12 protein-coding genes are annotated in these 13302 nt (G+C 68.4%); 7 read left to right on the plus strand and 5 right to left on the minus strand.

Annotated features, from left to right (window positions below; translation table 11 throughout):
- The first annotated feature begins 137 nt into the window (after nt 1–137).
- The 5 genes from gyrA to ACZ5XO_RS05030 are packed head-to-tail and all read left to right on the plus strand — an operon-like array spanning nt 138 to nt 6042.
- On the plus strand, nt 138–2906 hold the full coding sequence (gene gyrA / locus ACZ5XO_RS05010) for a DNA gyrase subunit A (RefSeq protein ID WP_464164210.1): 2769 nt from the start codon (nt 138–140) through the stop codon (nt 2904–2906).
- 29 nt (nt 2907–2935) lie between these two features.
- Entirely contained in the window at nt 2936–3739 is an 804-nt protein-coding gene (locus ACZ5XO_RS05015) for an aminotransferase class IV family protein (RefSeq protein ID WP_464164211.1), read from the plus strand.
- Between the two features lie 52 nt (nt 3740–3791).
- A complete protein-coding gene (gene coaD, locus ACZ5XO_RS05020) occupies nt 3792–4274 on the plus strand; it encodes a pantetheine-phosphate adenylyltransferase (RefSeq protein ID WP_207822191.1) in 483 nt (160 codons plus the stop codon).
- Between the two features lie 14 nt (nt 4275–4288).
- On the plus strand, nt 4289–5131 hold the full coding sequence (locus ACZ5XO_RS05025) for a peptidylprolyl isomerase (RefSeq protein WP_464164212.1): 843 nt from the start codon (nt 4289–4291) through the stop codon (nt 5129–5131).
- Nucleotides 5132–5157: 26 nt separating this feature from the next.
- Nucleotides 5158–6042: a peptidylprolyl isomerase gene (locus ACZ5XO_RS05030; RefSeq protein ID WP_464164213.1), complete on the plus strand. Its 885-nt coding sequence runs from the start codon at nt 5158–5160 to the stop codon at nt 6040–6042.
- Here the strand turns inward: ACZ5XO_RS05030 and ACZ5XO_RS05035 are convergent.
- The gene (locus ACZ5XO_RS05035) at nt 6015–7139 is read right to left on the minus strand and encodes a Ppx/GppA phosphatase family protein (RefSeq protein ID WP_464164214.1); all 1125 of its coding nucleotides are present in this window, start codon (nt 7137–7139) and stop codon (nt 6015–6017) included. The two genes, ACZ5XO_RS05030 and ACZ5XO_RS05035, sit on opposite strands and share 28 nt — an antisense overlap.
- Before the next feature lie 145 nt (nt 7140–7284).
- Here ACZ5XO_RS05035 and hspQ point away from each other — a divergent pair, with 145 nt between their 5' ends.
- Both hspQ and phhA read left to right on the plus strand, forming a co-directional pair.
- Nucleotides 7285–7599: a heat shock protein HspQ gene (gene hspQ, locus ACZ5XO_RS05040; RefSeq protein ID WP_464164215.1), complete on the plus strand. Its 315-nt coding sequence runs from the start codon at nt 7285–7287 to the stop codon at nt 7597–7599.
- 72 nt (nt 7600–7671) lie between these two features.
- Entirely contained in the window at nt 7672–8547 is an 876-nt protein-coding gene (gene phhA / locus ACZ5XO_RS05045; RefSeq protein ID WP_464164216.1) for a phenylalanine 4-monooxygenase, read from the plus strand.
- A gap of 307 nt (nt 8548–8854) precedes the next feature.
- Here phhA and astB read toward each other — a convergent pair whose 3' ends face one another.
- The 4 genes from astB to ACZ5XO_RS05065 form a co-directional block, all read right to left on the minus strand.
- Nucleotides 8855–10192 (minus strand): N-succinylarginine dihydrolase, encoded by a 1338-nt coding sequence (astB, locus tag ACZ5XO_RS05050; protein ID WP_464164860.1) that lies wholly within the window; start codon nt 10190–10192, stop codon nt 8855–8857.
- Between the two features lie 5 nt (nt 10193–10197).
- The gene (locus ACZ5XO_RS05055; RefSeq protein WP_464164217.1) at nt 10198–10731 is read right to left on the minus strand and encodes an endonuclease domain-containing protein; all 534 of its coding nucleotides are present in this window, start codon (nt 10729–10731) and stop codon (nt 10198–10200) included.
- A gap of 133 nt (nt 10732–10864) precedes the next feature.
- Nucleotides 10865–12280 (minus strand): succinylglutamate-semialdehyde dehydrogenase, encoded by a 1416-nt coding sequence (astD, locus tag ACZ5XO_RS05060; protein WP_464164218.1) that lies wholly within the window; start codon nt 12278–12280, stop codon nt 10865–10867.
- Nucleotides 12281–12294: 14 nt separating this feature from the next.
- Entirely contained in the window at nt 12295–13302 is a 1008-nt protein-coding gene (locus ACZ5XO_RS05065) for an arginine N-succinyltransferase (protein ID WP_464164219.1), read from the minus strand.

Below are 13302 nucleotides of genomic sequence, written 5' to 3' on the forward strand. Positions count from 1 at the left end.
GCAGTCAGACGCATGGTTTTCCTGTCCTTTTCGGCATGGGGATATCAGCGGCGTTTCTTTGCCACAACGCCCCCCGGATGCTAGAAACCGGAACAGCGGATCACGTTCCGATTCCGGCCATTTAAAGCCCGATTTCCTTGACCGACGACAGCTACGACAACGCCGCACCTTCGGCGCCCGGCGACATCTCCGTCATCACGATCGAAGACGAGCTGAAACGCTCCTACCTCGACTACGCCATGAGCGTGATCGTCAGCCGCGCCCTGCCGGACGCGCGCGACGGTCTGAAGCCGGTTCATCGTCGCATCCTCTATTCGATGCACGACCTGAACATGACGCCCGAGCGCGCCTATTCGAAGTGCGCGCGTGTTGTCGGTGACGTGCTGGGTCGCTTCCACCCGCACGGCGACGCCTCGGTCTACATGGCCCTGGTGCGGATGGCGCAGCCCTTCTCGATGGGGCTGATGCTGGTCGACGGCCAGGGCAACTTCGGCTCGGTCGACGGCGATATGCCGGCCTCCATGCGTTACACCGAGGCCAAGATGGCCCCGGCGGCGGTGGCCCTGCTGACCGATATCGACAAGGACACGGTCGATTTCCAGCCGAACTATGACGAGAAGGAGCTGGAGCCCGTCGTCCTGCCGGCGCGGATTCCGAACCTGCTGGTCAACGGCGCGGGCGGCATCGCCGTCGGTATGGCGACCAACATCCCGCCGCATAACCTGGGCGAAGTCGTCGACGCGGCCGTGGCGCTGCTGGACAACCCCGACATGGGCGACGAGGCCCTGCTGGACATTGTGCCCGGCCCCGACTTCCCCACGGGCGGCGAGATCATGGGCCGCACCGCGCCGCGCAACGCCCTGCGCGACGGACGCGGCTCGGTCATCGTGCGCGGTCGCGCCTCGGTCGAGGAGATCCGCAAGGATCGCGACGCCATCGTCATCACCGAACTGCCCTATCAGGTGAACAAGCAGACCCTGATCGAGCGCATCGCCGAAATGGTGCGCGAGAAGCGTCTGGAAGGCATCGCCGACGTTCGCGACGAGTCCGACCGTCAGGGCATGCGCATCGTCATCGAGCTGAAGCGCGACGCCTCGGGCGACGTCATCCTGAACCAGCTGTTCCGCTATACGGCGCTGCAAAGCTCGTTCGGCGTCAACATGCTGGCGCTGAACCACGGCCGTCCCGAGCAGATGGGCCTGCGAAAGCTGCTGGAGCTCTTCCTCGAGTTCCGCGAGGAAGTGGTCGTCCGGCGCGTCAAGTTCGAGCTGGCCAAGGCCCGCGATCGCGGCCACGTCCTGGTCGGTCTGGCCGTCGCCGTCGCCAATATCGACGAGGTCATCCACATCATCCGTTCGTCGGCCGATCCGGCCGAGGCGCGCGAGCGGCTGCAGGCCAAGGCCTGGCCGGTCGGGGACATGATGGCCCTGGTCGAACTGATCGCCGACCCGCGCACGGTTCTGGTCGACGGCGACAAGATCAGGCTGACCGACGAGCAGGCTCGCGCCATCCTGGCCCTGACCCTGTCGCGTCTGACCGGTCTGGGTCGCGACGACATCTTCGGCGAGGCGCGCGGCCTGGCCGACACCATCCAGGGCCACCTGACCATCCTGTCGGACCGCGCCAACGTCCTGGCCATCATCCGCGAGGACCTGCTGGTGGTGAAGGAGCAGTTCGCCGTGCCGCGTCGCACCCTGATCGGGGAAGGCGACGCCGAGATGGAGGACGAGGACCTGATCCCGCGCGAGGACATGGTCGTCACCGTCACCCACGGCGGCTACGTCAAGCGCGTCGCCCTGAACGCCTATCGGACCCAGCATCGCGGCGGCAAGGGCAAGTCGGGCATGACCATGAAGGACGAGGACGCCATCACCGGCGTCTTCTCGGCCTCGACCCACACCCCGGTCCTGTTCTTCGCCACCAACGGCAAGGCCTACAAGCTGAAGACCTGGCGCCTGCCGCTGGGCAACCCGCAGTCGCGCGGCAAGGCCTTCGTCAACCTGCTGCCCATCGAGCCGGGCGACAGCATCATGAACGTGCTGCCGCTGCCGGAGAACGAGTCCGAGTGGGACAACTACGACATCATGTTCGCCACCAGGTCGGGCGACGTGCGGCGTAACAAGCTCAGCGACTTCGCCACGGTGAACCGCGCGGGCAAGATCGCCATGAAGCTGGAAGACGGCGACCGCATGGTCGGCGTGGCCATCTGCAACGCCGAGGACGACGTTCTGCTGACCACGGCCCTGGGCCGTGCGATCCGCTTCAAGGCCGACGACGTGCGTGTCTTCAAGGGCCGGGATTCGACCGGCGTGCGCGGCATCCGTCTGCAGGACGGCGACGAGGTCATCTCCATGGCCATCCTGGGCCGGGTGGACGCCTTGCCGGAAGAACGCGCCGCCTACGTCAAGCACGCCAACGCCATGCGCAAGGCACTGGCCGGCGCGGACGCTGAAGAAGAGGTCGTCGCGGTCGAGGCGGACGACGAGGATGCGGGCGACGCCGCCCTGTCGGTCGAGCGCATCGCCGAACTGGGCGCGGCCGAGCAGTTCATCCTGACGGTCACGGAAACCGGCTTCGGCAAGCGGTCCTCGGCCTATGAGTATCGCCGCACGGGTCGCGGCGGGCAGGGGCTGACGGCCCACGGCCTGGGCGGTCGCGCTGGCACGCGTCTGGCCGCCGCCTTCCCGGTCGAGGAAAGCGACGACCTGATGCTGGTCACCGACGGCGGCCAGATGATCCGCACCCCGGTCGGCCAGGTCCGCATCGTCGGCCGTTCCAGCCAGGGCGTGACCATCTTCCGCACCGGCAAGGACGAGAAGGTCGTCTCGGTCGAACGCCTGCCCGACTCGGGCGGCGACGATGACGGCGCGGACGAGGCCGCTTCGGAAGAGGGCGGCGAGGGCTGATCGGCTCTCAGGCGGATATGGCCGCGGGCATGGCTGACGTTCTGATGCAGATCGACGGCCGGCCCGTCGGGGCCGCCGACCTGGGCCATTTCGTCCTGTCCAACTACGGCGCCTTCACCTCGATGCAGGTCGAGGACGGCGCTGTGCGGGGGCTGGACCTGCATCTGGCGCGGCTGCAGACGGAAGCGCTCGAACTGTTCGGCGTCGCCGCGCCCGAGACCACGCTGCGGGAACGGATGCGACAGGCTCTGGGCGGACGGGCGGGTCGGTTCAGCCTGCGGGTCAATCTGTTCTCCGACGCCATCAGCCTGCGGGCGCCGGACGCGGTGGTTGAGCCGTGCGTCCTGACGACCCTGTCGCCGCCCGCCGCGCCGTTGACGACGCCGCTGCGGCTCCAGACTCAGGTCTACGCCCGTGAGGTTCCGCATTTGAAGCACGCCGCCACCTTCGGCCTGACCCGGGCGCGGCGTCAGGCGGTGCGGGCCGGGTTCGACGACGCCCTGTTTGTTGATGCAGCCGGACGGATTTCCGAAGGCTCCATCTGGAACATCGGCTTCGTGCAGGGCGAGACAGTGGTCTGGTCCGATGCGCCCATGCTGGCGGGGACGGGGCAGGGCCTGCTGCAACGCGGGATCGAGGGCCTTGGCTTGAGCAGCGTGACGCGTTCCGTCCAGCAGTCCGACCTGGCGGGGTTCGAGGCCGCCTTCATCTGCAACAGCGCCACGCCCGCATGCGCGGTGGCGACCATTGACGATCACGCCTTTCCTGCGGCCGAGGCCGTGACCGCGCGGCTGATCGACGCCTGGCGATCAAACCCGCGTCAGAAAATCTAGGCCGTTGATTTCGCACCTGCTAAACGGATCGAAACGCGGGGAGGCGAAGGCCATGCGCATCGGACTGTATCCGGGGACTTTCGACCCGGTCACGAACGGCCACATGGACATCATCGGGCGGGCCATCAAGCTGGTTGACCGCCTGGTCGTCGGGGTGGCGCAGAATGACGACAAGGGGCCGCTGTTCTCGACCGCCGAGCGCGTCGAGATGCTGAAGACCGAGGTCGCGCGCTTCAACGCCGACATCGAGGTGCGCCCCTTCAGCAGCCTGTTGATGCACTTCGCCGAGGAGGTGGACGCCAATGTCATCGTGCGCGGCCTGCGCGCGGTCGCGGACTTTGAATACGAGTTCCAGATGACGGCGATGAACCAGCGTCTCAACAGCGACATAGAAACCGTGTTCCTGATGGCCGATCCGCGCCATCAGGCCATCGCGTCGCGGCTGGTGAAGGAGATCGCCCGTCTGGACGGCGCGATCGAGAGCTTCGTCAGCCCGGCGGTCGCCGCCCAGGTGCGCGCCAAGGTGCAGCGCTAGATTTCAGGATAGACATGAACCTCAAGATGCTTCTGGCCGCCGCGGCGGTCTCGATGTTTGCGGGCGGCGCGGTCGCTCAGACGGCGGAATGGCGTACGGTCTCGCCGGACAATCTGATGGTGATCGACACCTCCAAGGGCCGCATCCTTGTGGAACTGGAGCCGCGCGCCGCGCCCAACCATGTCGAGCGCGTCCGCACCCTGACCAATCGCGGCTTCTATGACGGGCTCAAGTTCCACCGCGTCATCCGTGACTTCATGGCCCAGACCGGCGATCCCCAGGGCACCGGAGCAGGGGGCAGCGATCTGCCTGATCTGAAGGCCGAGTTCACCTTCCGTCGCGGGCGCGATAGCGGCTTCGTGCCGATCGAGAACAGCGGTCCGGGCGTGCGCGGGATCATGGGCAGTCTGCCGGTCGTGACCCAGCCGGACGCGCAGATGTTCGTCACCGCGGACTTCAAGACGTCGGCCCATGGTCTGTTCTGCCCCGGCGTCGTGGGGATGGCGCGTGGCGGATCACCTGACAGCGCCAATAGTCAGTTCTTCCTGATGAGCGGCCCGAACGACAATCTGAACGGGGGCTACACGGCCTTCGGTCATGTTTTGCAGGGGCAGGACGTGGTGGCGGCGATCAAGATCGGCGCTGACGCCAACGACGGCGCGGTGGGCGACGGCGCGGACGTCATGACCAAGGTTCAGCTGGCTGCGGCGATGCCGGAGGGGCAGCGTCCGACGGTGCGGGTGGCCGTGGCCGGTTCGGCTCCGTTCAACGCGGCGCTCGAGGCTGTACGGGCCGCGCGCGGTTCGCGGTTCAGCATCTGCGACGTCCAGCCGGTGATCCAGGTCACCGGCGGCTAGTCGAGCCTCGGGGAGGGGAGCGAAAGATGCGGATTTCAACAGCCCTGGCGGCGGTAGCGGTCCTGACCTCGGCTGGAGCGGCCTGGGCCCAGGATGTGACGCCGGACGCCGCGCCGGTCTCTGTTGTCTCTGGAACGGAATGGCGGGCGGTGGCGCCTGACAATCTGCTGGTGATCGACACCAGCAAGGGACGCATCATGGTCGAGCTGGCCCCCGAGGTCGCGCCGGGCCATGTCGAGCGCATCCGTTTACTGGCCGGTGGCGGCTTCTATGACGGCCTTCTGTGGCACCGGGTCATCGATCAGTTCATGGCCCAGACCGGCGATCCTCTGGGGACGGGCGAGGGCCAGAGCCCCTGGCCGGATCTGAAGGCCGAGTTCACCTTCCGTCGCGACGGGCAGACGCCGTTTACGGCTGTCGCCGCCCCCGCCGGGGCCGTGCTCGGCTTCCTGCATTCCCTGCCGGTCCAGACCCAGCCCGACGCCTATATGGCCACGACGGCGGATCACAAGGTCCATGCCTGGGGCCTGTATTGCCCCGGCGTCGCCGGCATGGCGCGTGACGAGGCGCCCGACAGCGCCAACAGCCAGTTCTTCCTGATGCGTCAGCCCTATCCCTCGCTGGACAAGCGCTACACCATCTGGGGACGGGTGGTGGCGGGCCTGGACGTGGTGCGCGCCCTGAAGTTCAGCCCCAACCCGGACGGCGTCGTCGCCGAACCGGACCGGATGACGCGTGTGCGCGTGGCCTCGACCCTGGCTGAGGCGGAGCGGCCGACGGTTCAGGTGCTGGATACGGCCTCGCCGCGGTTCCGCGCCCTGGTCGAGGCGGCGCGTCAGGCCAAGGGGGCCGACTTCTCGGTCTGCGACATCGACCTGCCGGTTCAGGTGGCGGGCGCGCCCCTGGCCTGATCGCCGCCCTGGCCTGAGCGGCCCCGACGACGGCGTCGGCGGGGCTTCTGGCGGTCCTCGCGCATCCTTTGCAGCAGCAGGCCCTCGCGCAGGCCCCGGTCGGCGACGCGGACGCGTTCGCACGGCCAGGCGCGCTGCACGGCCTCAAGGATCGCGGCGCCCGCCAGAACCAGATCGGCGCGGTCGGGGCCGATGCAGCTTTCGGCGGCGCGGCCTGCCGGCCCCAGTCGCTTGAGCTTCAGAGCCGCCGCCTCGCAGTCGGCGCGCGTCATCCACAGGCCGTCCACCAGGTCGCGCTGGTAGCGGCGCAGGCCCAGGTGGATGCCCGCCAGACTGGTGATGGCCCCCGAGGTGCCGACCATGTGGACGCGGCCGCTCTGGAACAACTGCCGCACCCGCTCGTCGCTGGGACCGCCACGGGCCAGGGCGGCGCCGACGTCGGCGACCATGGCTTCGTACCAGGCCTCGGCGCCGTCGGCCGGTTCCGGATGACGTTCGGCCAGGGTGACGACGCCCAGGGGCGCCGACATCCAGCCCCTGCTTTCAAAGCCCCGCGCGCCGCGCATCATCCAGGACAACTCGGTCGAGCCGCCGCCGACGTCGATGACCAGAACCGCCTCGGCCCGGGGATCGAACAGGTTGAGGCAGCCGGCGACCGAGAGGCTGGCTTCTTCGGCCGGATCGATGATCTTGAGCTTCAGTCCGGTGCCGCGACGCACCCGTTCGATGAAGGCCGGGCCGTTGTCGGCGGCGCGGCAGGCCTGGGTGGCGACGGCGGTCAGGCGGCCGGCCTCCAGACCCTTGCGGGCCACGCGTTCGGCGCACAGGGCGAGGGCGTCATAGGCCCGGTCCATGGCGCGATCATCCAGCCGCCCGGTGAGCGACAGGCCTTCGCCCAGCCGCACGATGCGGCTGAAGCTGTCCACCACCCGGAACCCGTCGCGCGACGGGCGCGCGATCAGCAGGCGGCAATTATTGGTCCCCAGGTCGAGCGCGCCGTAGAGGGGCGCATCGCGACCGGAAGTCCCTGAATCGCGGGACTTCGTGGGCTGGGACCGCGCGTCGCGCCGTGCAGGCGCGCCAGGGGTCTCCGGCATGGGCCGAGCTTTCATGTGGGCGGTCCGAAGCGGCGCCCGTCCCAGTCAGGTTAGACCGGGCTTTATGTCCAAGCCAAGACATTCTGTCGCGGAGATGAACGGCGCGGATGCATCCCCTTCAACCGTCGGCGCGTAATGATGAGGCATGACCCAGGTTCACACAGCCCGGTTCGGCCTCGGACAGATCGTCCGGCATCGCGACCACGCCTTCCACGGCCTGGTCATGGATGTGGACGCCACCTATGCAGGCCCGGCCGCAGAGACGGGCGCGGTCGCCAGCGACCAGCCCTTCTATCGTATCCTGATCGCCGACACGGAGGGCGGCGTCATCGCCTACGCCGCCGAAGACTCTCTGGTGGCCACCCCCGAGATCGAGCCCCTGTCGCCCGAGGCCGAGCGGGAGTGGTTCACCATCGACGCCCAGGGCCGCCACGCGCCGCGCTCGCAAAGGCTGCAATAGACGTGCGTGACGGCGGGCGGACGCCGCGCTAATCTGCCCGCAACGGCCGTCAGAGCCGAGAGGAGCGTTCCCATGTCCGATTTCGAACACGTCTTTGAAGCCCCGCCCGAGGGCGCCGCCGCTGACTGGACCATCCCCCAGAACTGGGCGGCCTATACCGACGTCGAACACGAGACCTGGAACACCCTCTACGCCCGGCAGATGAAGATCCTGCCCGGCCGCGCCTGCGAGGCCTATATGCGCGGGCTGGACGCCTTGGACCTGAACATGGGCGGCATCCCCGACTTCGAGGTGATGAACCCCAAGCTGCAGGCCCTGACCGGCTGGACCGTGGTCTGCGTGCCGGGACTGGTGCCGGACGACGTCTTCTTCGACCACCTGGCCAATCGCCGCTTCGTCTCGGGCCAGTTCATTCGCAAGCCGGACCAACTGGACTACCTGCAGGAGCCGGACATCTTCCATGACGTCTTCGGCCATGTGCCGATGCTGACCGACCCCGACTTCGCCGCCTATATGGAGGCCTACGGCAAGGGCGGGCAGCGGGCGCAGTCGCTGGGGATGCTCAAGAACCTGGCCCGCCTCTACTGGTACACGGTCGAGTTCGGCCTGATGAAGGAGGCCGACGGCCTGCGGATTTACGGCGCGGGCATCGTCTCCTCGGCGACCGAGAGCGTCTTCAGCCTGGAGGACGCCTCGCCGAACCGTCTGGGCTTCGATCTGGAGCGGGTGATGAAGACCCTCTACCGGATCGACGACTTCCAGCAGGTCTATTTCGTCATCGACAGCATCGAGGCGCTGAAGGCGGTGACGCTGCAGGATTTCGGGCCGATCTATGAGCGACTGCAGGGCGCCGAGGACCTGCCGATCGAGGCCGTCCTGCCGAGCGACACCGTCTATACGCGCGGGACGCAGGCCTATGCATCCAAGGGCGGGCGGTTCGCGGCCTGATGAAGGCTGGCTGAAAAACAGAGTCCAATTCGTCTGAATCGTCTGAAATCTCCTCCCTGGCGCGGCTCGGGAGGGGATGATGGCGCACGGCGAAGGGCAGGCGCGCTGATTGGCGATTGCGGAAGGGCGCGGGTTGAAAAGTCAGACCTTTCTGGCGCGAGTTATGATGCCGGTTCCACTTTCCTCCCCATGAAATGGGGAGGGGGACCGCGGAGCGGTGGAGGGGCCTCCATGTCCAAGCGGCCCCTCCGTCTCGTCGGCTGCGCCGTCGATCCACCTCCCCATTTCATGGGGAGGAGAGGTGAAATCAGACCCGCTGGAACGGATAGAAGTCGGTCCCCAGCCCAAGGATCCCAGTCAGTTCGTCCAGGGCGCCCCGTGTCTCGTCCAGCAGGGCGGGGTCGGCCAGGTCCTGGGCGGTCAGGCTGTCGCGATACCAGCGCGCGCCCCAGACGCTGAGGGCGCCATGCAGTTCGTCGGTCAGGCGCATAGCCGGGTTGGTCGCGGCCAGTTCGTCCTCGGTCAGGACGACGCGCAGACGCAGGCAGGCGGGGCCGCCGCCGTTGCGCATCGACTGGCGCACATCGACATACTCCACGCGACCGATGGGGCCGTTCGAGGCGGCGATCTTTTCGGCGACCGCATGGCTGCGGGCGTTGTCGCGCGTTTCGGTCGGGCAGATCAGGGTCAGGCGGTCCTCGCCCGGAACCTGGATCAGCATGGAGTTGAACAGATAGCTGCTGATGGCGTCGGCCAGCGGCAGATCGGCGGCTGCGACCTCGACGAACTGCGGCTCGAACAGGCCGTCGGCGGCGCGGCGGATCGCGGCCTTGGTCGCGTCCGTGTCCTCGAACGCCAGCTCGTGGAAGAAGAGGGTGTCCAGGGCGCCGACGCAGACCACGTCGTTGTGGAAGGTCCCGCCGTCGATGGCCGCGCGCGACTGCTGGGCCAGAACCGGGCGGCCGGCTTCGTGGCGGCGGACGATGGCCTGGCTGGCCTCGCGCGTCTGGCGGGCGGGGAAGCGACCCTCCCACGGCTCGAAGGCTTCGCGGCCCCAGACCAGCAGATTGACCCCGCGACCGCCGTGAGCAGCGCACAGGCGGACATGGTTGGCGGCGCCCTCGTCGGCCAGATGGGCGACGGCGGGCAGGGCGTCATGGACGGCGAACTTGCTCGCGTCGGGGAAGAGCGCGTCCAGCGCCCGCTTCGTCTGCTGGTGTTCCAGCGAGCGGTGCAGGTTGGTGTGCAGGTTGGCGGGGGTGAAGTGGACGCGGCCGTCGGCGGCGTCAGCGCTGGGCGTCACGGTCGCGGCGTTGGCGGCCCACATGGGCGAGGCCGAGCAGGCGGCGGCGGCGAAGGCCGGCGCGTCGCGCCAGGCCTTGGCCAGCACCGTCTTGTCGTTGCCCGAGAAGCCGAGCGATCGCAGGAAGGGGATGTTGGGCCGTTCGTGCGGCGGCAGGACGAACTGCGGCAGGCCCAGGTCAGCCAGGGTCTTCATCTTGTCGAGGCCCTGCAAGACCGCCGCGCGCGGGTTCGACGCCTCGCCCTTGTTCAGGCTGGAGGCGAGGTTGCCCGGCGACAGGCCCGCATAGGAGTGGGTCGGCCCAATCAGGCCGTCGGCGTTGGCTTCGATGGCAGGCATCATCATGCTCATGAGCCCTCCCCCTCGAGGGGGGAGGGGTGGGTGGGGGTGTTGGCAGGTTGGTTGTCGGTGGAGCGCGGGAGACGCGACTGCGCCTCTTGCGTCATTTCCAGATGCGGTGCGGCTTCACCCCATCCCCCGACCCCTTCCCCCTCGAGGGGAAGGGGGGCTTTGAGGCGGATGGCCTGGGTGATTTCCGAGACGACAGCGTCGAAATCGTCGGGGATGCGGCGGCTGTCGATGCGCAGGACGCGGTAGCCTTCGTCCGCCAGCCAAGCATCACGTTTCATATCGCGCAGGGCGACGTCGGTGAGGTTGTGGACGCCGCCGTCGACCTCGATCACCAGACGGGCGCGCAGACAGGCGAAGTCCGCGACATAGGGGCCGATCGGGGCCTGACGCCGGATGCGGATCGGCAGGCGGCGCAGGCGGTCCCACAGCTTTGCCTCGGTCCAGGTGGGGGCCGAGCGAAGCGAGCGGGCGCGAGCGCGGTCGCGTGGCTTGATACGAGGCGTGATGTCGAAAGATTCGGGACCGGTCATGGCGTCGCCCGGCCAAAGGACGCGCGGAGCCTCTTGCGCATGGGGCGGAATGGGCGTGGACGCACCCCCTCCCAACCCTCCCCCCTCGAGGGGGAGGGCTTTTGTGTGTGGAGAGGGGCGGGGTGTGAGAAAATCAGCGGAGCCCCTTGATCTCGCTTTCGATATTCTTCACCGCGCCGGCCTCGAAGCTGGCGACCGGGTAGGCGCAGTAGTCGGCGGCGTAGTAGGCGCTGGGGCGGTGGTTGCCGGAGGCGCCGAGGCCGCCGAAGGGCATGTCGCCCGCGGCGCCCGTGGTCGGGCGGTTGAAGTTCACCACGCCGGCGCGGATGCGGTTGATGAAGCGGTCCCAGTGCTTGGCGTCATCGCTGACCAGACCGGCGGACAGGCCGTACTTGGTGGCGTTGGCGGCGGCGATGGCGGCGTCGAAGGTCGGGACGCGGATGACCTGCAGGAAGGGGGCGAACATTTCCTCGTCCTCGACCGCGACGCCAGTGACATCGATGATGGCGGGCTTGACGAAGGCTCCCGGCAGGTTGTCGACGGGGCCCGAGGCGCGGATGACCTTTGCGCCCATGTCGATGCGCTGTTGCAGGGCGGCCAGCGCATTGCTGGCGGCCTTTTCGGAGATCAGCGGCCCGGCGTAGGGCTCGGGATCGCTGTCCCAGGGGGCGAAGTTCAGGCGGTCGGACAGGGCCGCCACGGCCTCGACGATGGCGTCGCCCGCCGCGCCTTCCGGCACGATCAGGCGGCGCGCGCAGGAGCAGCGCTGACCCGTGGTGACGAAGGCGGACTGGACCACGATGCCCGCGACGGCTTCGGCGTCGGCGGCGTCCCAGACGACCAGCGGATTGTTGCCGCCCAACTCCAGCGCCAGGATGACGTGCGGGTCATCGGCGAACTTGCGCCGGAAATGCGCGCCCGCTGCGCCCGAGCCGGTGAACATCAGGGCGTCGATGGGCTGGTCCAGCAGGGCCGCGCCGGTCTCGCGTCCGCCCTGCACCATGTTGAACACGCCCTTGGGCAGGTCGGCGGCGTCCAGGCATTCGGCCATCAGCTGGCCGGTCAGGGGCGTCTCCTCGGACGGCTTGAAGACCACGGTGTCGCCCGCCAGCAGGGCCGGGACGATGTGGCCGTTGGGCAGGTGGCCGGGGAAGTTGAACGGGCCGAGCACCGCCGAGACGCCGTGCGGGCGGTGGCGCAGGACGGCGCGACCAAAGGCGGTTTCGCTGCTGCGCTCGCCAGTGCGCTCGTCATAGGCGCGGATCGAGATGTCGACCTTGCCCGCCATCGAGGCGAGTTCGGTCCTGGTTTCCCACAGGGCCTTGCCGGTTTCGCGGCTGATGGCCTCGGCCATTTCGGGCGCGCGCTCTTTCAGGATGGCCTGATAGCGTTTCACCGCGTCGATGCGATCACCTCGCGGGCGGTCGGCCCAGTCGGGGAAGGCGGCGCGGGCGGCCTCGACGGCGGCGCCGACCTGTTCGACGGAGGCGGCTTCACCTTCCCAGACGGTCTCGCCGGTGGCGGGGTTGGTGGAGTTGAAACGGGTCATGGCGGGTACTCGGTTCAGGATTTCACGCGGACGACAGCGCCGTCCTTGATCTTCAGGGCGGCGGCGACGTCGGGGGTCATACGGACCACGTCGCCGTCGATCAGGACGCGGGCGCGGACGGCGCGGAAGGCGGCGACGCTGTCGGTCGAGACGAGGCTGGGCAGTTCGACCTCGACCTCCTTCTCGATACGGGCGGTCAGGACGCGGGCGTCGCGCACGGTGCGGATGTTGTCGCGGCCGCAGGCCACGGTCGGACCGGCGTCGAAGATGTCGACCAGGCCGTTGGGGCGGAAACCTTCGGATTCCAGCAGGGCCATGGCGGGCACGCCCTGGGGGTGGACCTTGCCGATCACGGCGCGGGCCGGTTCAGGCAGAAGGTCGATGTAGATGGGGTGGCGCGGGGCCAGGTCGAGGATGAACTGCTTGTCGGTTGAGCCGCTCATACGGTCGGCGTCGTCGAAGTCCATGGGGAAGAACTTGTGCGCCACATGGTCCCAGAAGGGGCAGTAGCCGTCGGGGGTGAAGACGCCGCGCAACTCAGCCAGGACGTTGTCGGCGAACAGGTCCGGCTGGGCGCCGATCAGCATGTAACGCGACTGGCTGAGCAGGCGCCCGGCGCCGCCCTTGCGGCGGTCGGCCTTGAGGAACAGCGAGCCGACCTCGGTCCAGCCGGTGCATTCGTTCACCAGGACCAGGGTCTGGTGGTTCAGCTTCATGCCCAGCGAAGGCGACTGGACGGTGTTGTTGACCACACGGAACGAGAAGAAGGGTCGCTTCAGCCCCACGGTCGCCTTGACCGAACCGATGCCGTCGATGTCGCCGGTGTCGCCGTCTTCCAGCATCAGGGTGTACCAGGCCTCCTGAGGCGGGACGCGGCCTTCGAAGCTGGCCTGGCTGAGTTCCAGACGCTCGCTCAGGACGTCGGCGTCCTCGGGCAGGCTGGTGAAGCCGGGGCCGGACAGGATGGCCAGTTCGAGCAGGTGATGAAGGTCGGCGGGGCCGGCGGGGCGAACAACGAGCAT

The organism is Brevundimonas sp. T2-11 (assembly GCF_055397675.1).